The sequence below is a fragment of the Roseomonas genomospecies 6 genome, from assembly GCF_008365375.1.
Classification (GTDB): Bacteria; Pseudomonadota; Alphaproteobacteria; order Azospirillales; family Azospirillaceae; genus Azospirillum.
The window spans coordinates 223,581-242,560 of the sequence record NZ_QOKW01000001.1 but is presented as its reverse complement, the minus strand read 5'-3'; the positions used below and the strand labels follow the sequence as shown (position 1 = coordinate 242,560).

At 67.9% G+C, this 18,980-nt stretch carries 20 protein-coding genes; 18 read left to right on the top strand and 2 right to left on the bottom strand.

The genetic code is table 11. The features are described 5' to 3' along the window. Positions 1 to 8: 8 nt before the first annotated feature. The 3 genes from DS843_RS01120 to hutU are packed head-to-tail and all read left to right on the top strand — an operon-like array spanning position 9 to position 2,414. Positions 9 to 245 carry a FitA-like ribbon-helix-helix domain-containing protein gene (locus tag DS843_RS01120; protein WP_149467052.1) on the top strand — a complete coding sequence of 79 codons (237 nt, stop codon included), beginning with the start codon at positions 9 to 11 and terminating at the stop codon, positions 243 to 245. Continuing rightward, entirely contained in the window at positions 242 to 670 is a 429-nt protein-coding gene (locus tag DS843_RS01115) for a type II toxin-antitoxin system VapC family toxin (RefSeq protein ID WP_149467051.1), read from the top strand. The genes DS843_RS01120 and DS843_RS01115 overlap by 4 nt, the downstream gene beginning before the upstream one ends. Positions 671 to 713: 43 nt before the next feature. Then, the gene (gene hutU, locus DS843_RS01110) at positions 714 to 2,414 is read left to right on the top strand and encodes a urocanate hydratase (protein WP_149467050.1); all 1,701 of its coding nucleotides are present in this window, start codon (positions 714 to 716) and stop codon (positions 2,412 to 2,414) included. Here hutU and DS843_RS01105 read toward each other — a convergent pair. After that, the gene (locus DS843_RS01105; protein ID WP_149467049.1) at positions 2,392 to 3,333 is read right to left on the bottom strand and encodes a DMT family transporter; all 942 of its coding nucleotides are present in this window, start codon (positions 3,331 to 3,333) and stop codon (positions 2,392 to 2,394) included. The two genes, hutU and DS843_RS01105, sit on opposite strands and share 23 nt — an antisense overlap. 184 nt (positions 3,334 to 3,517) lie before the next feature. Here DS843_RS01105 and DS843_RS01095 point away from each other — a divergent pair, with 184 nt between their 5' ends. The 13 genes from DS843_RS01095 to DS843_RS01035 all read left to right on the top strand — a co-directional run bounded on the left by DS843_RS01095 (position 3,518) and on the right by DS843_RS01035 (position 14,425). Further along, the gene (locus DS843_RS01095) at positions 3,518 to 4,282 is read left to right on the top strand and encodes a class I SAM-dependent methyltransferase (RefSeq protein ID WP_149467048.1); all 765 of its coding nucleotides are present in this window, start codon (positions 3,518 to 3,520) and stop codon (positions 4,280 to 4,282) included. Positions 4,283 to 4,313: 31 nt separating this feature from the next. Beyond that, on the top strand, positions 4,314 to 4,784 hold the full coding sequence (locus DS843_RS01090; RefSeq protein WP_149467047.1) for a GNAT family N-acetyltransferase: 471 nt from the start codon (positions 4,314 to 4,316) through the stop codon (positions 4,782 to 4,784). 139 nt (positions 4,785 to 4,923) lie between these two features. Continuing rightward, complete coding sequence (locus DS843_RS01085) at positions 4,924 to 6,525, top strand: ABC transporter substrate-binding protein (RefSeq protein ID WP_149467046.1); 1,602 nt, start codon at positions 4,924 to 4,926, stop codon at positions 6,523 to 6,525. A 128-nt stretch (positions 6,526 to 6,653) separates the two neighbouring features. Then, on the top strand, positions 6,654 to 7,664 hold the full coding sequence (locus DS843_RS01080; protein ID WP_149467045.1) for an ABC transporter permease subunit: 1,011 nt from the start codon (positions 6,654 to 6,656) through the stop codon (positions 7,662 to 7,664). An 8-nt stretch (positions 7,665 to 7,672) separates the two neighbouring features. Beyond that, positions 7,673 to 8,599 carry an ABC transporter permease subunit gene (locus tag DS843_RS01075; RefSeq protein WP_149467044.1) on the top strand — a complete coding sequence of 309 codons (927 nt, stop codon included), beginning with the start codon at positions 7,673 to 7,675 and terminating at the stop codon, positions 8,597 to 8,599. A gap of 8 nt (positions 8,600 to 8,607) precedes the next feature. Beyond that, the gene (locus tag DS843_RS01070) at positions 8,608 to 9,597 is read left to right on the top strand and encodes an ABC transporter ATP-binding protein (protein WP_149467043.1); all 990 of its coding nucleotides are present in this window, start codon (positions 8,608 to 8,610) and stop codon (positions 9,595 to 9,597) included. Beyond that, entirely contained in the window at positions 9,597 to 10,601 is a 1,005-nt protein-coding gene (locus DS843_RS01065) for a peptide ABC transporter ATP-binding protein (RefSeq protein ID WP_149467042.1), read from the top strand. Before DS843_RS01070 ends, DS843_RS01065 begins: the two co-directional genes overlap by 1 nt. Positions 10,602 to 10,728: 127 nt before the next feature. Beyond that, complete coding sequence (locus DS843_RS01060) at positions 10,729 to 11,139, top strand: bacteriohemerythrin (RefSeq protein ID WP_149467041.1); 411 nt, start codon at positions 10,729 to 10,731, stop codon at positions 11,137 to 11,139. Positions 11,140 to 11,319: 180 nt separating this feature from the next. Further along, entirely contained in the window at positions 11,320 to 12,012 is a 693-nt protein-coding gene (locus tag DS843_RS01055; protein ID WP_149467040.1) for a MotA/TolQ/ExbB proton channel family protein, read from the top strand. Next, entirely contained in the window at positions 12,005 to 12,613 is a 609-nt protein-coding gene (locus DS843_RS01050; RefSeq protein ID WP_149467039.1) for a hypothetical protein, read from the top strand. Before DS843_RS01055 ends, DS843_RS01050 begins: the two co-directional genes overlap by 8 nt. 25 nt (positions 12,614 to 12,638) lie before the next feature. After that, entirely contained in the window at positions 12,639 to 13,175 is a 537-nt protein-coding gene (locus tag DS843_RS01045; protein WP_149467038.1) for a hypothetical protein, read from the top strand. Between the two features lie 97 nt (positions 13,176 to 13,272). Then, positions 13,273 to 13,761, top strand: a complete 489-nt coding sequence (locus tag DS843_RS01040; protein ID WP_149467037.1) for a YajQ family cyclic di-GMP-binding protein — start codon at positions 13,273 to 13,275, stop codon at positions 13,759 to 13,761. Between the two features lie 208 nt (positions 13,762 to 13,969). Further along, on the top strand, positions 13,970 to 14,425 hold the full coding sequence (locus DS843_RS01035; RefSeq protein WP_149467036.1) for a hypothetical protein: 456 nt from the start codon (positions 13,970 to 13,972) through the stop codon (positions 14,423 to 14,425). A 15-nt stretch (positions 14,426 to 14,440) separates the two neighbouring features. Here DS843_RS01035 and DS843_RS01030 read toward each other — a convergent pair whose 3' ends face one another. Then, positions 14,441 to 15,448 carry a peptidoglycan DD-metalloendopeptidase family protein gene (locus tag DS843_RS01030; protein WP_149467035.1) on the bottom strand — a complete coding sequence of 336 codons (1,008 nt, stop codon included), beginning with the start codon at positions 15,446 to 15,448 and terminating at the stop codon, positions 14,441 to 14,443. A gap of 222 nt (positions 15,449 to 15,670) precedes the next feature. Between DS843_RS01030 and rpoH the strand changes: the two genes are divergently transcribed. Continuing rightward, positions 15,671 to 16,546 (top strand): RNA polymerase sigma factor RpoH, encoded by an 876-nt coding sequence (gene rpoH, locus DS843_RS01025; protein ID WP_149467034.1) that lies wholly within the window; start codon positions 15,671 to 15,673, stop codon positions 16,544 to 16,546. A gap of 271 nt (positions 16,547 to 16,817) precedes the next feature. Continuing rightward, positions 16,818 to 18,956, top strand: a complete 2,139-nt coding sequence (locus DS843_RS01020; protein WP_286191872.1) for a putative bifunctional diguanylate cyclase/phosphodiesterase — start codon at positions 16,818 to 16,820, stop codon at positions 18,954 to 18,956. Positions 18,957 to 18,980 lie beyond the last annotated feature (24 nt).

Here is an 18,980-nt window from a genome sequence, read left to right as displayed (position 1 = left end):
ACTTGGCCATGGGCGAGATCACGCTGAAGATCGAAGAGGACGTGCTCGACCGCTTGAAGATGCGGGCGAGCATCGCTGGGCGGTCCATTGAGGAAGAAATCGGAAAGATCGTCGAGGATGCCGCGGCGGAAGCCCCGCCCGACCGCCGGGCGCTCGCGGAGGAATTCCGGCGCATCCGTGCAATGACCCCACCCGATGCTTCGATCGACATCGCCGCCATCATCCGTGAGGACCGGGAGCGATGACGTTCGTGGTGGATGCCAGCGTCGCGGTGCTGTGGGGCATTCGAGACCCGATGGCGGAAACGGCGGAAGCCCTTCTTCTCTCACCCAGATTCTTGATCGCCCCGGATTTCATTCTGATCGAGGTCGCCAACGCTGTCTGGAAAATGGCACGGCGTGGTGACATTCCAGGGGATCAGGCCGAGAGCTTCGTTAACAGGCTTCCCCATGCCCTGTCCGAACTGGTGCCGCCAACCGTCCTGTGGTCACAGGCGTTCGGCATCGCCCGTCGCCTTGATCACCCGGTGTATGATTGCGCCTATCTCGCACTTGCCGAATTGCGAGGCGCGCCGCTCGTCACACTGGACAAGCGCCTGCACGCCCGCACGCGCTCCACCCCTTGGGAGACGTTGACCGTCCTCCTGGGCAGCGGCACTGTTCCCGCCTGAAAACAACAAGCCCACCAAGCAAAATACGAGAGGGACGAGTCACATGACCGACACCAACGCGCCGGTCGGGCAGCCGGCCAACCGCCGAGTCATCCGGGCGCCGCACGGCACGGAGCTGTCCGCCAAATCGTGGCTGACCGAGGCGCCGCTGCGCATGCTGATGAACAACCTCGACCCCGACGTCGCGGAGAATCCGGACGAGCTTGTGGTGTATGGCGGCATCGGGCGGGCGGCGCGGAATTGGGACTGCTTCGACGCCATCGTGGCGACGCTGAAGACCCTGAACGAGGACGAAACGCTGCTGGTCCAGTCGGGAAAGCCGGTCGGCGTCTTCCGCACCCACGCCGACGCGCCGCGCGTGCTGATCGCCAACTCCAACCTCGTGCCGCACTGGGCGACCTGGGACCATTTCTGGGAGTTGGATGCCAAGGGCCTCATGATGTACGGCCAGATGACCGCCGGGTCCTGGATCTACATCGGCAGCCAGGGCATCGTGCAGGGCACCTACGAGACCTTCGTCGAGGTCGGGCGGCGGCATTACGGCGGAGACCTCAAGGGGCGTTGGATTCTGACCGGCGGGTTGGGCGGCATGGGCGGTGCGCAGCCCCTGGCCGCCACCATGGCCGGGGCGTCCATGCTGGCCGTGGAATGCTCCGCCCGCAGCATCGAACGGCGGCTTGAGACCAAGTATCTCGACCGCTCCGCCACCAGCCTGGACGAGGCCATGGCGATCCTCTGGGAGGCCAAGGCCGCCGGCAAGGCGGTGTCGGTCGGCCTGCTCGGCAACGCGGCGGAGGTGTTCCCGGAACTGGTGCGCCGCGCCAAGGCCGACCCGCGCTTCCGCCCCGACGCGGTCACCGACCAGACCAGCGCCCACGACCCGCTGAACGGCTATCTCCCCGCCGGCTGGACGATGGAGGAGGCGGAGACGAAGCGCCGCACCGACCCGGCGGCGGTGGTCGCGGCGGCCAAGGCGTCGATGGCGACGCACGTCCGCGCCATGCTGGACTTCCACGCCATGGGCGTGCCGACGCTGGATTACGGCAACAACATCCGGCAGGTCGCCAAGGACGAGGGGGTGGCGGACGCCTTCGCCTTCCCCGGCTTCGTTCCGGCCTACATCCGCCCGCTGTTCTGCCGTGGCATCGGCCCCTTCCGCTGGGCCGCCCTGTCCGGCGATCCGGAGGACATCTTCCGCACCGACGTCAAGGTGAAGGAGCTGATCCCCGACAACCCGCACCTGCACAATTGGCTGGACATGGCGCGGGAGCGCATCCGCTTCCAGGGACTGCCGGCGCGCATCTGCTGGGTGGGGCTGGGCGACCGGGCGCGGCTCGGCCTCGCCTTCAACGAGATGGTGGCGAAGGGCGAACTGAAGGCCCCCATCGTCATCGGGCGTGACCATCTGGACAGCGGCTCCGTCGCCAGCCCGAACCGCGAGACGGAGGGGATGATCGACGGGTCGGACGCGGTATCCGACTGGCCGCTGCTGAACGCGCTGCTGAACTGCGCATCGGGGGCGACCTGGGTGTCGCTGCACCATGGCGGCGGCGTCGGCATGGGCTTCAGCCAGCACGCCGGCATGGTCATCGTCGCCGACGGGACGGACGCCGCGGCGAAGCGGCTGGAGCGGGTGCTGACCAATGACCCGGGCACCGGCGTGATGCGCCACGCCGACGCCGGCTACGACATCGCCAAGGACTGCGCGAAGGAGCAGGGGCTCAGGCTTCCGATGATCGGCTGACCGGCTTGGCGGGGGCGGCGCGCGGCGGCAGGGTCGCCAGCGCCACCCCCGGCAGCACCAGCAGCACGCCCAGCAGGTGGAACATCTGCAACCGCTCGCCCAGCAGCGCCCAGGCCGCCACCGCCGCCCACAGCGGCATGACATAGAGCGAGGTGCCGGCCCGCGCCGGACCCATCAGGTTGATCGTCTTCTGGTAGGTTAGAAAGGCCAGGACGGAGGCGAACAGCGCCACCCCGGCGATGCGGATGGCGGCCTCTCCGCTCAGCGGGACGGGGCGCAGGGCCAGCGTCTCCCACGCGTAGAAGGGAGCCAGGACGATGGCCCCGGCCAAGGCGTTCGCCGCGAACATGGTCACCACCGGCAGCGAACTGCGCGTCTGGCGCAGCAGCACCGTGTAGACCGCCCAGGCCGCCGACCCCACCAGGATCAGAAGATCGCCCGCGTTGAAGGACAGATGCAGCAGCGCCTGCGCGTCGCCGCGGGTCAGGATCACCAGCACGCCAGCCATCGCGACGGCGATTCCCACAGCCTGCCGCGGCGTGACCTTCTCGCGCAGCCACAGGGCGGCGATCATCAGGATGATGACCGGGCTGGTGGCGTAGATCAGCGCGGCGTTGGTCGCGCTGGTGCGCTCCAGTCCCATGTAGACGACGGCGCCGCAGATTCCCTGCGCCAGCGCGCCCAGCAGAAGGAAGCGCTTCCAGGACGCGCGCAGAACGTGGCGGTGCTGGATCAGACCGGGCAGGGCCAGCGGCAGGATGATGAGGAAGGCCAGCACCCAGCGCCAGAAGGCCAGCCCGACCGGCGGCACGATGGAGGCCGCGGCCCGCCCGATCACCACGTTGGACGCGAAGAAGGCCGAGGAGAGAAGGTAAAGGCCGTAGGCCATCAGGGCGGCGTTGCGCGGCTGGTTGTCCATGGGGCGTCCGGGCGTGTCGGTGGGCGTCTTACGGAGCCTGCGGCCCCAGCAGCGTCTTCAGCTTGTAGTCGGATCGTCCGGCGGGGCACAACGTCACTTGTTCGTAGATCAGCGTCCCACCCTGGGGATGGGTGAGCGGCGGGCGCCCCGTGCCATAATGCGGGGCAGAAGGAGAGCCATCGCCATGACCAACAGCCACCACGGCGTCGTCGCCGAACAGTACGGCCAGCGTGCCGACGCCTATGTGACCAGCGCGGTCCACGCCTCCGGCGCCGATTTGGACCAGATCGAGGACACGCTGCGTGGGAAGAACGCTGCCCGCGTGCTGGATCTCGGCTGCGGCGGCGGTCATGTCGCCTACCGCGCCGCCCCTCACGCCGCCGAGGTGGTCGCCGTGGACGTCACCGCCCAGATGCTGGAGGCGGTGGCCCGCAACGCAGCGGAGCGCGGCCTGACCAACATCGTCACCACCCAGACCCCCGCCGAGCGGCTGCCCTTCGCGGACGGTCATTTCGACGTGGTGCTGAGCCGCTTCAGCGCGCATCACTGGCTGAACGCCGAGGCCGGCCTGCGCGAGGCGCGGCGGGTGCTGGCCCCCGGCGGGCGGGCGGTGTTCGTGGACATCGTGGCGCCGGGGCATCCGCTGCTCGACACCCATCTCCAGGCGGTGGAATTGCTGCGCGACACCTCGCACGTCCGCGATTACAGCGCGGCGGAGTGGCTGGCCGCCCTGTCCCGCTCCGGCTTCGCCGTGACCGGCCTGACGCCGCGCCGCCTGCGCATGGACTTCGCCGTCTGGACCGCCCGCACCTCCACCCCCGACCTGCGCTCCCAGGCCATCCGTGCTTTGCAGGATCTGGCTTCCGACGAGGTGCGCCGCCACTTCGCCATTGAGGAGGACGGCAGCTTTCTCCTGGACAGCCTGACCATCGAGGCGGAGGCTTGTTGACCATAAGATGGGGTAATGGGGAGGACCGGTCATGACCGACGTTCGTGTGCGCAGGGCCGGACTCGCCGACGCGGGGACGGTCGCCACGCTCGTGGCGGCGCTGCTGTCCGAACTCTCCGCCGGGCAGAACGACACGCCGCGGGCCGTCATGCTGGCCGTCGCGGAGTCGCTGCTGAGCGGCGACGGCGTGTCCTGCACCGTCTTCCTGGCCGAGGATCGGGCGGGCCGCGCGGCCGGCGTGGCGACCTTGTCGGAGGGGGCCTGCATCTCCGCCCTCGGCCGGTTCGGGACCATCCGGGAACTGTACGTGACGCCGGAGTCGCGCTCCGCCGGGGTGGGGCGGGCGCTGATCCGGGCCGTTCTGGACCATGGCCGCCGCCACGGCTGGACGCGGGTGGAGGTCGGCGCGCCGTCTGCCACGGAATGGCCGGATTCCTTGCGTTTCTATAAGCGCGAGGGCTTCACGGAGATCGGGCCGCGCCTGAAGTTCCGGCTGGGCTGACGCTTGCCATAGACCTTGCGTGATGCCATCCGGTTGCGTGTTGACAGACGATTCGGCCACGAGCCAAATGAACGGCACATCACAGGCCGACCGGAGAGAACCGGCGGCCCTTTCGACCGAACACGGGAGGTTGTTAGGAATGAAGCGCATCCTGCTGGGTGCCGGGCTTGGCGTTGCCGCCACCTTGGCGCTTGCTGCGCCGGCCCAGGCCGCCAAGACCCTCGTCTATTGCTCCGAGGGCAGCCCCGAAAACTTCAACCCGATGGTCAACACGACCGGAACGAGCTTCGACGTCTCGCTGCCCGTGTACAACAATCTCGTGCAGTTCGAGCGCGGCGGCACCAAGGTCGTCCCCGGCCTCGCCGAGAAGTGGGAGGTGTCGGAAGACGGGCTGACCTACACGTTCCACCTCCGCAAGGGCGCGAAGTGGCACAGCAACAACGACTTCAAGCCGACCCGCGACGCCAACGCGGACGACGTTCTGTGGTCGTTCAACCGTCAGTGGAAGAAGGATCATCCCTTCCACAAGGTGTCCGGCGGCGCCTACGACTACTTCAACGACATGGCGATGCCGGACCTGCTGAAGTCGATCGAGAAGGTCGACGACCACACGGTCAAGTTCACGCTGAACAAGGTCGAGGCGCCCTTCATCGCCAACCTCGCGATGCCCTTCGCGGCCATCCAGTCCGCCGAGTATGCCGACGCTCTTCAGAAGAAGAACCAGATCGACAAGATCGATCAGGCCCCGATCGGCACCGGCCCGTTCCAGTTCGTCGCCTATCAGAAGGACGCGGTCATCCGCTACAAGGCGTTCGACCAGTATTGGGGCGGCAAGGCGCCGCTCGACAACCTCGTCTTCGCCATCACCCCCGACGCCGCGGTCCGCTACGCCAAGCTGAAGGCGGGCGAGTGCCACGTCGTGCCGTACCCGAACCCGGCCGATCTGGAGGCGATGAAGAAGGACACTTCCATCACGCTGATGGAGCAGGAGGGCCTGAACGTCGGCTATCTGGCCTTCAACGTCACCAAGAAGCCCTTCGACGACGTGCGCGTCCGCCGCGCGCTGAACATGGCCATCGACAAGAAGGCCGTGGTCGATGCGGTGTACCAGGGCGCCGGCGTGCCGGCGAAGAACCCGATCCCGCCGACCATGTGGTCGTACAACAAGGAGATCGAGGACTACCCCTACGATCCGGAGCGCGCGAAGAAGCTGCTGGCCGAGGCCGGCTTCCCGAACGGCTTCGAGACCGACCTGTGGGCCATGCCGGTGCAGCGCCCCTACAACCCCAACGCCAAGCGCATGGCCGAGATGATGCAGGCGGACCTCGCCAAGGTCGGCATCAAGGCCAAGGTCGTGCAGTACGAGTGGGGCGAGTACCGCAAGCGCCTCCAGGCCGGCGAGCACCAGATGGGCATGCTGGGCTGGACGGGCGACAACGGCGACCCGGACAACTTCCTGCACGTCCTGCTGGGCTGCGAGGCCGCGCGTCCGGGCGGGTCGAACATCGCCAAGTGGTGCTACAAGGAGTTCGACGACCTCGTCCTCCAGGCCAAGCGCACCACCGACACCGCCGCCCGCACCAAGTTGTACGAGCAGGCGCAGGTCATCTTCAAGGAAGAGGCCCCGTGGCTGACCGTCGCGCACTCGGTCGTGCACATGGCGCTGAGCAAGAATGTGGTCGATTACAAGATGGACCCGTTCGGCATCCATCGTTTCTACGGCGTCGATTTGAAACAATAATATCGGCGTAGTAAACGGCTTTACAAAGTGGTGGCCGGGGCATTAAACCCCCGGCTTCCCTTTGCGGACGCAGAGGAAAAGGGGGGCGCATGCCCCCTGCTTTCGTTTCGAGCCCCGGTGACGATCCGATGCTACGCTTCATCCTGACGCGGGTGAGCCTGGTGATTCCGACCTTTCTCGGCGTCACCTTCCTGACCTTTCTTCTGATCCGCCTTGTCCCCGGCGACCCCATCGAGGTCCGCGTGGGCGAGCGCGGCATCCCCCCCGAACGGCTTCTCGAACTGCGGCGCGAGCTGGGGCTGGACCAGCCCCTGTGGCAGCAGTTCTTCGACTACATCGGCGGGGTCCTCCAGGGCGACCTCGGCACGTCGCTGGTGACGCGCAACTCGGTCCTCAGCGAATTCCTGACGCTGTTCCCGGCGACGCTGGAACTGGCCGCGCTCGCCATGCTGTTCGCGACGGTGGTCGGCCTGCCCGCGGGCATCATCGCGGCGGTCCGGCGCGGCTCGATCTTCGACCACGGCGTGATGGGCATCAGCCTGACCGGCTATTCGATGCCGATCTTCTGGTGGGGCCTGCTTCTGATCCTGTTCTTCTCGGTCGGGCTCGGCTGGACGCCGGTGTCCGGACGGCTGGACCTGCTCTATTACGTGGAGCCGGTGACCGGCTTCATGCTGATCGACACGCTGATGGCCGGCGAATACGGGGCCTTCTGGTCGGCGCTGCACCACCTCGTTCTGCCGATGATCGTCCTGGGCACCGTTCCGCTGGCCGTCGTGGCGCGCATGACGCGCTCCGCCATGCTGGAGGTGCTGGGCGAGGACTACATCCGCACCGCGAAGGCCAAGGGTCTGGCGGGCAAACGGGTGATCGGCATGCACGCCCTGCGCAACGCGCTGATCCCCGTGGTGACCGTGATCGGGCTTCAGGTGGGCACGCTGCTGGGCGGCGCGATCCTGACCGAAACCATCTTCTCCTGGCCCGGCGTGGGCAAGTGGCTGATCGAGAGCATCAACCGCCGCGACTATCCGGCGCTCCAGGGCGGGGTGCTGCTGATCGCGACGACGGTGATGACCGTGAATCTGCTGGTGGACGTTCTCTACGGCGTCCTGAACCCCCGCATCCGCCATTCGCGGTGAGGTGAGCCATGACGACTCCTACGACGACGGGCCTTCCGGAAACCCTTCCGGCCGCTTCTCCGCCGGTTTCCCAGCCGCCGCACCCGCTGGTCGAGTTCTGGTACCATTTCCGGCAGAACAAGGGGGCCATGGCCGGGCTGGCCGTGATCCTGGTGATCGCCCTGGTGGCGTTGTTCGCCGACGTGGTGGCGCCGCACGATCCCAACATCCAGTACCGCGACGCCATCCTGGTGCCGCCGGTCTGGCAGGAGGGCGGGCGCTGGGCCTTCCTTCTGGGCACCGACGACATCGGGCGCGACATGCTGTCCCGCCTGATCTTCGGGGCGCGGCTGTCGATGATGATCGGTCTGATCGTCGTGACGCTGTCGCTGGCGGTCGGGCTGGCGCTGGGCATGATCGCCGGCTTCTTCGGCGGCGTCACCGACGCGCTGGTGATGCGCTTCATGGACATCCTGCTGTCGCTGCCCAGCCTTCTGCTGGCCGTGGTGGTGGCGGCGATCCTGGGGCCGGGGCTGGTGAACGCCATGCTGGCCGTGTCCATCGTGGTGATCCCGCACTACGCCCGCCTGACCCGCGCCGCCGTGATGGCGGAGACGAACAAGGACTACGTGATCGCGTCGCGCGTCGCCGGGGCCGGGCCGCTGCGGCTGATGCTGGTGGTGATCCTGCCCAACTGCGTGGCGCCGCTGATCGTCCAGGCGACGCTCGGCTTCTCCACGGCGATCCTGGACGCGGCGGCCCTGGGCTTCCTCGGCCTGGGCGCGCAGCCGCCGACTCCGGAGTGGGGCACCATGCTGGCCTCCTCCCTCCAGTTCCTCCAGCGCGCCCCCTGGGTCGTCACCTGGCCCGGCGTGGCCATCCTGGTGACGGTGCTGGCCTTCAACCTGCTGGGCGACGGGCTGCGCGACGCGCTCGACCCCAAGCTGAAACGCTGATGCCTGCCATGCCTCTTCTCGACATCAAGAACCTGTCCGTCGAGTTCACCACCCGCGCCGGCACCTTCCGCGCGGTGGACGGGATCGACCTCACCGTGGACGAGGGCGAGGTGGTGGGCATCGTCGGCGAGTCCGGGTCCGGCAAGTCCGTGACCTCGCTCGCCGTGATGGGCCTGCTCGGCTCCAACGGCACGGTGGTCGCCGACCGCATGACCTTCGGCGGCAAGGACCTGCTGGCGATGAGCCCGTCGCAGCGCCGGAAGATCACCGGCAAGGACGTGGCCATGGTCTTCCAGGAGCCGATGACCAGCCTGAATCCCTGCTTCACCGTCGGCTTCCAGATCATGGAGACGCTGAAGGTGCATGAGGGGCTGTCCGGCAAGGCGCTGCGCAACCGCGCCATCGAACTGCTGGAGCAGGTCGGCATCCCGGCCCCGGAAAGCCGCCTGTCGGCCTTCCCGCACCAGCTTTCCGGCGGCATGAACCAGCGCGTGATGATCGCCATCGCCATCGCCTGCAACCCGCGCCTGCTGGTGGCGGACGAGCCGACGACGGCGCTGGACGTGACCATCCAGAAGCAGATTCTCGACCTGCTGGTCCGCCTCCAGAAGGAGCGGGGCATGGCGCTGATCCTCATCACCCACGACATGGGCGTGGTGGCGGAGACGGCGCAGCGGGTGGTCGTCATGTACGCCGGGCAGGTGGCCGAGACTCGCCCGGTGGACGCCCTGTTCAAGGCGCCGCGCCACCCCTACACCGGCGCGCTGCTCGACGCGCTTCCCGAACGGGCGCTGGGCAAGCGCCGGCTGCCGACCATTCCCGGCGTGGTGCCGGGCATCGGCGACCGTCCGGAGGGTTGCCTGTTCAACCCGCGCTGCCGCTTCGCCACCGACCGCTGCCGCATCGAGCGGCCCGCCCTGTTCGACGTGGACGCCGGCAAGGCGCGCTGCTTCTACCCGCTCGCCGATGCTCCGGTGGGCGCCGGGGAGGTTCTGTGATGTCCGATATCCTCACCGAGGTCATGCCGGCCACCGGGCCGGTGGTTCTGGAAGCCATCCATCTGCGCAAGCACTACGCGGTGAAGCGCAGCGCCTTCAAGCCGGCGGCCACCGTCAAGGCGCTCGACGGCGTGTCCTTCCAGCTCGAAGCCGGTAAGACGCTGGCCGTGGTCGGCGAGTCCGGCTGCGGCAAGTCCACGCTGGCCCGCTCCGTCACCATGATCGAGCCGCCCTCGTCCGGCCAGCTTCTCTACGACGGGCGCGACGTGGTCGGGCGCACCGCGTCGGAGATGAAGGAACTGCGGCGCACCGTCCAGATGGTGTTCCAGAACCCCTACGGATCGCTGAACCCGCGCAAGACGGTGGGCTCCATCCTGTCGGAACCGTTGGTCATCAACACCCCGATGGGCAAGCAGGAGCGGCGGGAACGGGCCGTCGCCATGATGGCGAAGGTCGGCCTGCGCCCCGATCAGGTGGACCGCTACCCGCACATGTTCTCCGGCGGCCAGCGCCAGCGCATCGCCATCGCGCGCGCGCTGATGCTGAACCCGCGGGTGGTCGTGGCGGATGAGCCGGTGTCGGCGCTCGACGTGTCCATCCAGGCGCAGGTGCTCAACCTGATGATGGATCTTCAGGAGGAACTGAACCTCGCCTACCTGTTCATCTCCCATGACCTTAGCGTGGTGCGGCACATCGCCGACGCGGTCATGGTGATGTATCTGGGCCGTCCGGTGGAGCACGGTCCGAAGGACACGGTCTTCACCCGCCCGCGCCACCCCTACACCCGCATCCTTCTGGCGGCCACGCCGCGGGTGAACCCGGCGCTGCGGGCGGAGCGGGTCGTGCCGAAGGGCGAATTGCCTTCGCCCCTGAACCCGCCGCCGGGTTGCCCCTTCCACAAGCGCTGCCCCTACGCCACCGAACGCTGCGCGGCGGAGGTGCCCGCGCTTCGCCCGGTGGACGGGCGGCTGGTGGCCTGCCACTTCGCCGAGGAGATGGCGTAACGCGGCCATTTGGCCGCGGACTGCCGGACGTTGAACCGTTGGGAGGAAAGGGATACCCTTGCGCCGGCCGTGGTTATTGCCCACGCCGCTGGGGGAACCGAAGTCCGGCAGAAGGGGAAATGGCGCTATGCCGCTGATGGTGTGGAACGACAAGCTGAGCGTCGGAATCGCGCAGTTCGACGAGGAGCACAAGCAACTGGTCGCCCTGGTCAACGACCTGTTCGACGCCGTCCAGGCGGGGCGCAGCAAGGAGGCGCTGGGCGGCATCCTCGACAGTCTCGTGGCCTACACCAAATCGCATTTCACCAACGAGGAGGAGCATTTCGCCCGCCTCGGCTATCCGGACCTCGACGCCCACAAGGCGGAGCACGACGCCCTGGCCAGCCAAGTGCTGGAGGTGCAGCGGAAATACCATGCCGGCGCCACCGCCACGCTCAGCATGGAGGTCATGAACTTCCTGAAGAACTGGCTTATCAAGCACATCCAGGGCACCGACCGGAAATACGGCCCCTTCCTGAGGAGCCACGGGCTGGCCTGACCGGCTTCCATTCACCTTCCGGGAGAAGCCGGAGGAGGGGATTGCCTGTCCGAAAGTTCCGGGATGACCGCCTCGACCCGTCGTCAGGCCGCGGGAACTCTTGGCCCAGGTCGGGGTTCATTGGCAGACGGATGAATCCTTTTTGCCTCCGTCATCGCGCAAATCCCGGAAGGTGCGCCGATGAACCAGTGGCTTTTGTGGAGCCGTTTCGCCGCCATCAATCTGTTCGGGGCGGCGGGCCTCGCGCTGGCATGGCTGAACGGTTGGGTGGACACCATCGTTCAGGCCGACAGCAGCCGGATCTGCATCCTGATCTTTCTGCTGTTCCTGGCCGGCCTCGCCGCCGTCGCGTGGCGGATCGAAAAGGTCACGTCGGAGCTGGATCACGTCGAGCGCGGTCAGGGCGGGCGGCTGGACGCCTTCCGTCAGGCCATCGTCCGGTCCGGCAGCGCGAACGCCACGCGGGCGCTGGAACTGCGCCTGTTCGGGCGGATCATCTTCATCCGTCAGATCGGCAACGCCCTGGTGATGCTGGGGCTGATCGGCACGGTGGTCGGATTCGTGGAGGCTCTGAAGGGCGTGGACCCCGCGCAGGCGTCGGACGCCGGGGCCATCGGCGGCATGGTCGGCGGGATGATCCACGGCATGGGAATCGCGCTCTACACCACCCTGGTGGGGTCGGTGCTCAGCCTGTGGCTGACGGCCAACTACCAGCTTCTGGCGACGGGCACGGCGAATCTGGCCGCCGCCCTGATCGACGCCGCCCACGGAGTCGATCCCGAAGGCGGAACCGGCGCACCGAACCGCTCCACGCTTCCGATGACAGGGGAGGCCGGCCTGAGCCGCCCAGCCCCGGGAAGCGCTCATGTATGATCCCTGGCACGAAGGCGACGACACCGGGACGGTGTTCCGCGACATGATCACGCTGGCGCTTGCCGGCTTCATCTGCATGGTCCTGCTGCTGCTGCCCCATGTGAATCCGAAGGGGAAGGAGGGAACCGGGAAATCGTCGGAAGACCCGCCGGGGAACGTCATCATCGAAGCCCGCTGGGACGACAAGCTGCGCAGCGACGTGGATCTGTGGGTCCAGGCGCCGGGCGACGTGCCGGTGGGCTATTCGAACAAGTCCGGGCTGATCTTCAACCTTCTGCGCGACGATCTGGGCGCCTACGCCGATCCGACCGAAGTGAATTTCGAGACCTCCTATTCCCGCGGGATTCCGCCGGGGGAATACACGGTCAATGTGCATATGTTCCGCAATCTTGAGAACGTCTTCCCAATCTGGGTCAGGGTGGTCGCCCGCGTCAAGGCGGAGCATGAATCGGGGGCCGCCACCATCGCCGCCACACGCGTCCGGCTGGACCACGAAGGTCAGGAGATCACCGCCTTCCGCTTCACCCTGACGGAACGGGGGGAGTTGGTGCAGGGTTCCCTGAACGCCGTGTTCAAGCCGTTGCGCGCCGCCAAGAACTGACCCGCCGGATCGAGAGAGCGCCATCATGGAAAGCCTGACCGTCCTTTTCGGCTTCTTTGCGATCGTCACGCTGCTGCTCGTCCTGTCGGCCCTGCGCTGGGCGCGCCACCGGATGGCGCGCGCGCTGATCCTGCTGCTGTTCGCGCTGATGCTGCCGGCCGCCTATGCGGCGCCGGCGACCCTGCTGGGGAGGGCGAAGCCGGTCACGCTGGAATGGATGGGCGCCAACGTCCCCGAGGCGAAGGTGCTGAGCGCCACCATGATCGAGAACGAGGCGATCTACCTGACCCTGATGTGGGATCAGGCGCCGAACCTCTACCGCCTGCCGTGGGACCGCCGCATGGCGGAGCAGCTCCAGGAAGCCCAGAGGGAGGCCCAGCGCAACGGCACCAACCCGATGATGCGCCTTCCCTTCGAACGGTCCTGGGACGACCGGGAGCCGCGGTTCTACGCGCAGCCGCAGCCCAAGATGCCGGAAAAGCCCTATGAGAACGCGCCGGGCAACGGCGGGCCGGGCGGCAACCCGGGAATCGAGTTCCAGCATCCCGGCCAGCCGACCTGACGCTCTTGATGACGAATTCGGCGCACCCCCCTTGAAGGCGGGGTGCGGCCTCGTCTACGGTTCCGGCACTTCCGTCCGCCTGAGCAAAGAGGGCTTCATGCCGTCCTTCGACATTGTGTCCAAGACCGACATCCACGAAATCGACAACGCGCTGAATGGCATGCGCCGCGAGATCGAGACCCGTTTCGACTTCAAGGGGTCGCGCTGCACCGTGGAGCGCACCGAGAACGACATCGTCCTGCTGGCCGACGATGCCCCCAAGCTCGAACAGATGCAGGAGTTGCTGCGGGTCTATGTGACGCGCCGCAAGCTCGACGCGGGCGCCCTGGATTATTCCAACAAGCCGGAACGCGCCGCGGGCGACGCGCTGCGCCAGGTCGTCACCGTCAAGCAGGGCATCGCCCAGGATCTCGGCAAGACCATCGTCAAGGCGATCAAGGACAGCAAGATGAAGGTCCAGGTCTCCATCCAGGGCGATGAACTGCGCGTCACCGGCAAGAAGCGCGACGACCTGCAGGACGCCATCGCCGTGGTGCGCGGGCTGAAGATCGAGCAGCCCCTGCAGTATGTGAACTTCCGCGATTGAGAGAGCCGCACCGGTCGGTTTTTGCCGGGCGGCGGGTTATTTTTGCCGGGTGAGGGGAAAAATCTGCCGGGTGCGCGGAACGCCATCACGCGCCGCATCCCGGCTTTCCCATTCATCCGGTCCCTTCATCCGGCGGTGGCCCGGCCCTTGCTTGCCATGATGCGGTAGCCGAACGCCCCAGGGTTAACGCCGCAAGGGTCCACGCGCCATGTCGATACCGGCCAACGCCGACGCTTCCCAACTGATGCGCATCCGGGCCGAAGAGCTTCTGGAGCGCAAAGGCACGGGCGCGCCCAGGCAGGCGGGGGAACTCGCCGGCCAGTTCGCCGCGATGCTGGAGCAGTTGAACGGAGTCGGCGGCGGCGAGGGCGGCGATGGGCTGATGGCCTCCGCCGCGGTTGGGCCGGTCACGGGAAGCTCCGCCATCGCCCATCGGCTCGGAATCGGTGCCGTCAGCGTCTTCGCGCAGAGCGGGGCGGACGAGGCGTCCGGCGGCCATGCCTATGAAGGGCAGCCCCCCGACCTGCCGGCGCCCGACGCGCAGGAGGCCATGCAGGTGGTGCAGAGCGCGCTCCGGGCCGAAAGCGCGCCGAACTTCCGCTGGCTGACCACGCTGCTGACCCAAGGGGTTCCCGACGGCATGACGCCGGGGGCGACGTCGTAACCGGCATCCGCGGCCTCAGCGGACCTCCAGCCGGCGTTCGAGCGTGACGACCGTCTCGCCGCCGCGGGTCAGAGTCACGATCCCCCGATAAGGTCCTGGGGGCCAGCCTGCCGCCGGGCGCTTCAGCCCCTGATAGGCGAACCAGGCGGCCTTGTCCCCCGCAATCGCCTTGCTGTTGTCGAACAGGGTCCGGCCCTGGCCGTCCAGGATGCGGATGCGCTGGGTGTCCCCGTCGCGGACGCCCATGATGTCCGACCACAGAACCAGCAGGGGCGAGGCCGCGGTCAGCGCTTCCTTGGCGAAGTCGCCGCGGCGGGCCGGCTCGGCCTCCGGAACGCGGGTGGCGAAGCCGGCGCCGAGGCCCGCGGTCGGGCGGTAGGCCAGCGCCTTTGCCGTGGCGGCGTTCCACAGGGGCGTCACGGACTGGCCGCAGGCGGTGACGGGCTGCTGGCCGACGAAGGGGTCCACCGCCGTGCCGTTGTGGCGCACGCCGAAATGCAGATGGGGGAATTCGGTCAGCCCCGACAGGCCGATCTCGCCCAGCCGCTGCCCGGCCTCGACCCGCTGGCCGGGGGTGACCGCGACGCTGCCGCGCTTCATGTGCAGGTAGGCGGTCTGCCAGCCGTCGCCGTGGTCGATGATGACGGCGTTGCCGCCGCCGACCTTGTCCACCGTGTCGCGCCCGATGACGTTGACGTTCACGTCCTCCATGCCGTCGCGCACCCGCAGAACGGTGCCGGCGGCGGCGGCCAGAACGGCGACGCCCTTGTCCATGGCCGTGTAATCGGGCAGGCGGAAGTCCGTGCCGTCGTGGCCGTCGTAGCTCAACCGCCCGCAGGCGTGGTCCCGCCAGCCGGGACCGGGGTCCTCATCGACGTAGTTCTGCACGAAGCAGGTCTCCCCAACCCGGCAATCCACCGGCAGGCCAAAGGCGGGCGCCTCCGCCGCCGCGGAGCGGGAGCCTGCCGGCAGACCCGTGGTGGCGATTGCGAACAGAAGTGTTGCGAAGGCGGCGCGGATCATGCGGGCGACCGTCTGATGGGGGTTCGGGTGCGCCGGAACAGGGTGCGGCAAGGCCGGCCCCGATGCAACCGCTCCAATCCAAACCGAAAGCCTGTCATCGTCCACACGGCGTTGACTTGCCGCAGCCCCCGCGTAAACTATGGATGCCTTCACGGTGAAGGTACCGGTCGCCCAAGACGGGGGCCGGTGGATTGGGTCATATCGCTTGCCTGAGGATGTGACATGAGCACCGCAGTTGCGCTGAGCGCGCCGTTTTCCGGCGAGTCGCTGTCCCGTTACGTCGAGCAGGTCCACCGCTTCCCCGTGCTGGGCGCGGAGGAGGAGTATGTGCTCGCCACCGCCTGGCGCCAGCATGGCGACATGGACGCCGCCCGCAAACTGGTGACCAGCCATTTGCGTCTGGTCGTCAAGATCGCCACCGGCTTCCGCGGCTACGGCCTGCCGATGACCGACCTGATCGGCGAGGGGAACATCGGCCTGATGACCGCCGTCCGCAAATTCGAGCCGGACCGCGGCTTCCGCCTGTCCACCTACGCGATGTGGTGGATCAAGGCCTCCATCCAGGAATACATCCTGCGCTCCTGGAGCCTCGTGAAGCTGGGCACCACCGGCGCGCAGAAGAAGCTGTTCTTCGGCCTGTCCCGCCTGAAGCGCAAGCTGGGCGAGTTCGGCAACGGCGACCTGAAGCCGGAAAGCGTCACCCGGATCGCCCGGGAACTGGAGGTGCCGGAGAGCGACGTGGTGGCCGTGAACCGCCGCTTCGTCCAGCCGGTCGCCTCGCTGAACGCGCCGCTCTCCGCCGGGGAGGGCACCGCCGAGATGCAGGACTTCCTGCCCGACGAGCGCCCGAACGCCGAGGACGCCCTTCTGGAGCGCGACGAGGCGGCGCACCGCAGCGCCATGCTGCGGGAGGCGATGGAGGTGCTGAAGGACCGCGAGCGCGAGATCCTGACCGCCCGCCGCCTGAATCCGTCGCCGAAGACGCTGGAGGATCTGGCCGCCGTCTACGGCGTCAGCCGCGAACGCGTCCGCCAGATCGAGGAGCGCGCCTTCCAGAAGCTTTCCCAGCGCGCGCGGGAACTGGCCGCGGCGGCGTGAGCCGGGGGCGTCTTGCCTCCGGTTGCGCCAGGGTGTATATCGAAAGGTGTAGACCCTGGTCGAGCGCGCTCTCCGCCGACAACGTTTCGTTCAGGGGAAACAAGACGGCGCATCCCAGCTTCAGATTGTGAAGTCGGGGTGAGGGGACCGCGACAAATGTTGTGAATTCGCCGCAATTTGTTGGAAAACGGGCCGCGAGCCGTCATAATGACAACTTAATTCAGTGCTCCCCGGAACTGCGCTTCGGGGGCCATGGTGGACGGGTGCGGTGTTGTCCAACGAGTCTTCGGCAGAGAATCAGGGCTACGGCGGCCTGTCCGCACCGGAAATGCCGCGCACACCGGCGTTCCTCGCGTCGCTGGCCGAAAGCCTTCTGAACCGGGCCTCCCTTGCGCTGGTCTATGCCGACGCCGGGGGGCGCTGCCTCTTCGCCAACGCGACCTTCGCCGCCGCCCTGAACACAACGCCCGAAGCCCTGGCGGGGCGGACGCTCGACGCGTTCGATCATCCCCTGGCGCGCGCCGTGGCGCAGGCGCTGGAGCGGGCGGCGCAGACCGGCGAGTCCGCCCCCGTCGATGGCGAGTTCGAACGGTCGGGTGGCGGGCGCGGCGTGCTGACCGGCTGCGTCCTGCCCCATCGCACGGGCGACTCCGCCGCCGAGGGCTTCCTCGGCCTGTTCCAGGACGTGACCGACCCCGCCCGTGTCGCCGACTTCGTCCTGCGCCGCGACCCCTTCGTGACGACCCTGCTCGACGCGGCGGTGGACGGCGTGGTGGTGGCGGACCGCAAGGGCATCATCCGCACGGTCAACCGTTCCTGCCGCGACCTGTTCGGCTATGACGAGGAGGAACTGATCGGGCGGAACGTCTCCGTCCTGATGCCGCCTCCCTTCTCCCGCGACCATGACAAGTACATCAGCTCCTATCTGGAGACGGACCGCGCCAAGATCATCGGCATCGGGCGCGACGCGCTGGGCCGGCGCAAGGACGGCGCGGTGTTCCCGATCCACCTCAGCGTGGGCGAGGCCCGGCTGGCGCGCGAGGTCGTGTTCGTCGGCATCATCCGCGACATCTCGGAACGTCTGGCGGCGGAGCAGCGGGCGACCTACCTTGCCCGGCACGACCCGCTGACCGGAGTTCTGACCCGCACCGCCTTCCTGGAGGAGTGCGAGGCCGTGCTCGCGGCCCCCTTCCCCGGCCAGGAGGGCGGGCTGTTCGCCCTCTACGCGCTCGATGTGGACCAGTTCAGCGACATCAACGAGGCGTTCGGCTTCCATGTGGGCGACGCGGCGCTGAAGGCGATGGTCAGCCGGGTGACGGAGGTGCTTCCGCAGCAGACCTACGTCTGCCGCATCGCCGCCGACGAGTTCGCCGCCCTGTCCCGCGTGGAAAGCGCGGAGCAGGCGGAGACGCTGGCCGACCTTCTGCACGACCGGCTGACCGCCTCCATCTACGCCGACCGCCATTGGGTCCGGCTGCGGCTGTCCATCGGCGCCGCGGTGCAGGACACTGACATCCGGACGCTGGAGGAACTGAACGCCAAGGCCAAGCTGGCGCTTCAGGCGGCACAGCACAACGGCGGCAATTCGGTCTGCTTCTACACCCCGGAAATGGCCGCGGCGGCGACCCGGCGCATGTTCCTGACCATGCATCTCGCCCACGCCATCGAGCGGAACGAGCTGCACATGGCCTACCAGCCCATCGTCGAGGCCCGGTCCGGGCGGATCGTGGGGGCGGAGGCGCTGCTGCGCTGGAACCAGCACACGCTGGGGCCGGTCTCCCCCGGCGAATTCATTCCGGTGGCGGAGGAAAGCGGCCTGATCGTTCCCATCACCGATTGGGTGCTGAGCACGGTCGTGGAGCAGATGGCCGTATGGGAGCGGGCGGGCACCCTGCCGGATCAGGTCTTCATCAACATCTCCGGCCCCCAGTTCCTGCGCGGCAATCTCAGCGCCCGCCTGGAGGAACTGCTGGGCCAGCACCCGGCGCTGCGGGGGCGGCTGGGGCTGGAGATCACCGAGCAGGCGGCGGTGCGCGACCTGAAGACCGCCGTGCAGACCCTGACGGAACTGGAAGCCATCAGCGTGCAGGTGGCCATCGACGATTTCGGGTCGGGCTATTCCTCGCTCAGCTACGTGCAGCAGCTTCCGGTGTCGAAGCTGAAGATCGACCGCGCCTTCATGGTGGACATCCCCGACAATCTGAAGAACGGGGCGCTGGTCCGCGCGGCGGTCGGCATGGCGCACGGCCTCGGCCTCGTCACGGTGGCCGAAGGGGTGGAGACGGTGGAGCAGCGGGATTTCCTGGTTTCCATCGGCTGCGACCTGCTCCAGGGCTACCTGTTCGGCCGCCCGGTGGCCCCCGACGCCTTCGCGGCGATGGTCCGCGACCAGCAGCCCGCCATGGCTTGACGGTCCGGAGTGGCCGGAGGGGAG

What these genes read in the sequence shown, in the direction of transcription:
- DS843_RS01120 (WP_149467052.1), top strand. Translation starts at nt 9, where the DNA reads ATGGGCGAGATCACGCTGAAGATCGAAGAGGACGTGCTCGACCGCTTG.
- DS843_RS01115 (WP_149467051.1), top strand. Translation starts at nt 242, where the DNA reads ATGACGTTCGTGGTGGATGCCAGCGTCGCGGTGCTGTGGGGCATTCGA.
- hutU (WP_149467050.1), top strand. Translation starts at nt 714, where the DNA reads ATGACCGACACCAACGCGCCGGTCGGGCAGCCGGCCAACCGCCGAGTC.
- DS843_RS01105 (WP_149467049.1), bottom strand. Translation starts at nt 3,333, where the DNA reads ATGGACAACCAGCCGCGCAACGCCGCCCTGATGGCCTACGGCCTTTAC.
- DS843_RS01095 (WP_149467048.1), top strand. Translation starts at nt 3,518, where the DNA reads ATGACCAACAGCCACCACGGCGTCGTCGCCGAACAGTACGGCCAGCGT.
- DS843_RS01090 (WP_149467047.1), top strand. Translation starts at nt 4,314, where the DNA reads ATGACCGACGTTCGTGTGCGCAGGGCCGGACTCGCCGACGCGGGGACG.
- DS843_RS01085 (WP_149467046.1), top strand. Translation starts at nt 4,924, where the DNA reads ATGAAGCGCATCCTGCTGGGTGCCGGGCTTGGCGTTGCCGCCACCTTG.
- DS843_RS01080 (WP_149467045.1), top strand. Translation starts at nt 6,654, where the DNA reads ATGCTACGCTTCATCCTGACGCGGGTGAGCCTGGTGATTCCGACCTTT.
- DS843_RS01075 (WP_149467044.1), top strand. Translation starts at nt 7,673, where the DNA reads ATGACGACTCCTACGACGACGGGCCTTCCGGAAACCCTTCCGGCCGCT.
- DS843_RS01070 (WP_149467043.1), top strand. Translation starts at nt 8,608, where the DNA reads ATGCCTCTTCTCGACATCAAGAACCTGTCCGTCGAGTTCACCACCCGC.
- DS843_RS01065 (WP_149467042.1), top strand. Translation starts at nt 9,597, where the DNA reads ATGTCCGATATCCTCACCGAGGTCATGCCGGCCACCGGGCCGGTGGTT.
- DS843_RS01060 (WP_149467041.1), top strand. Translation starts at nt 10,729, where the DNA reads ATGCCGCTGATGGTGTGGAACGACAAGCTGAGCGTCGGAATCGCGCAG.
- DS843_RS01055 (WP_149467040.1), top strand. Translation starts at nt 11,320, where the DNA reads ATGAACCAGTGGCTTTTGTGGAGCCGTTTCGCCGCCATCAATCTGTTC.
- DS843_RS01050 (WP_149467039.1), top strand. Translation starts at nt 12,005, where the DNA reads ATGTATGATCCCTGGCACGAAGGCGACGACACCGGGACGGTGTTCCGC.
- DS843_RS01045 (WP_149467038.1), top strand. Translation starts at nt 12,639, where the DNA reads ATGGAAAGCCTGACCGTCCTTTTCGGCTTCTTTGCGATCGTCACGCTG.
- DS843_RS01040 (WP_149467037.1), top strand. Translation starts at nt 13,273, where the DNA reads ATGCCGTCCTTCGACATTGTGTCCAAGACCGACATCCACGAAATCGAC.
- DS843_RS01035 (WP_149467036.1), top strand. Translation starts at nt 13,970, where the DNA reads ATGTCGATACCGGCCAACGCCGACGCTTCCCAACTGATGCGCATCCGG.
- DS843_RS01030 (WP_149467035.1), bottom strand. Translation starts at nt 15,448, where the DNA reads ATGATCCGCGCCGCCTTCGCAACACTTCTGTTCGCAATCGCCACCACG.
- rpoH (WP_149467034.1), top strand. Translation starts at nt 15,671, where the DNA reads ATGAGCACCGCAGTTGCGCTGAGCGCGCCGTTTTCCGGCGAGTCGCTG.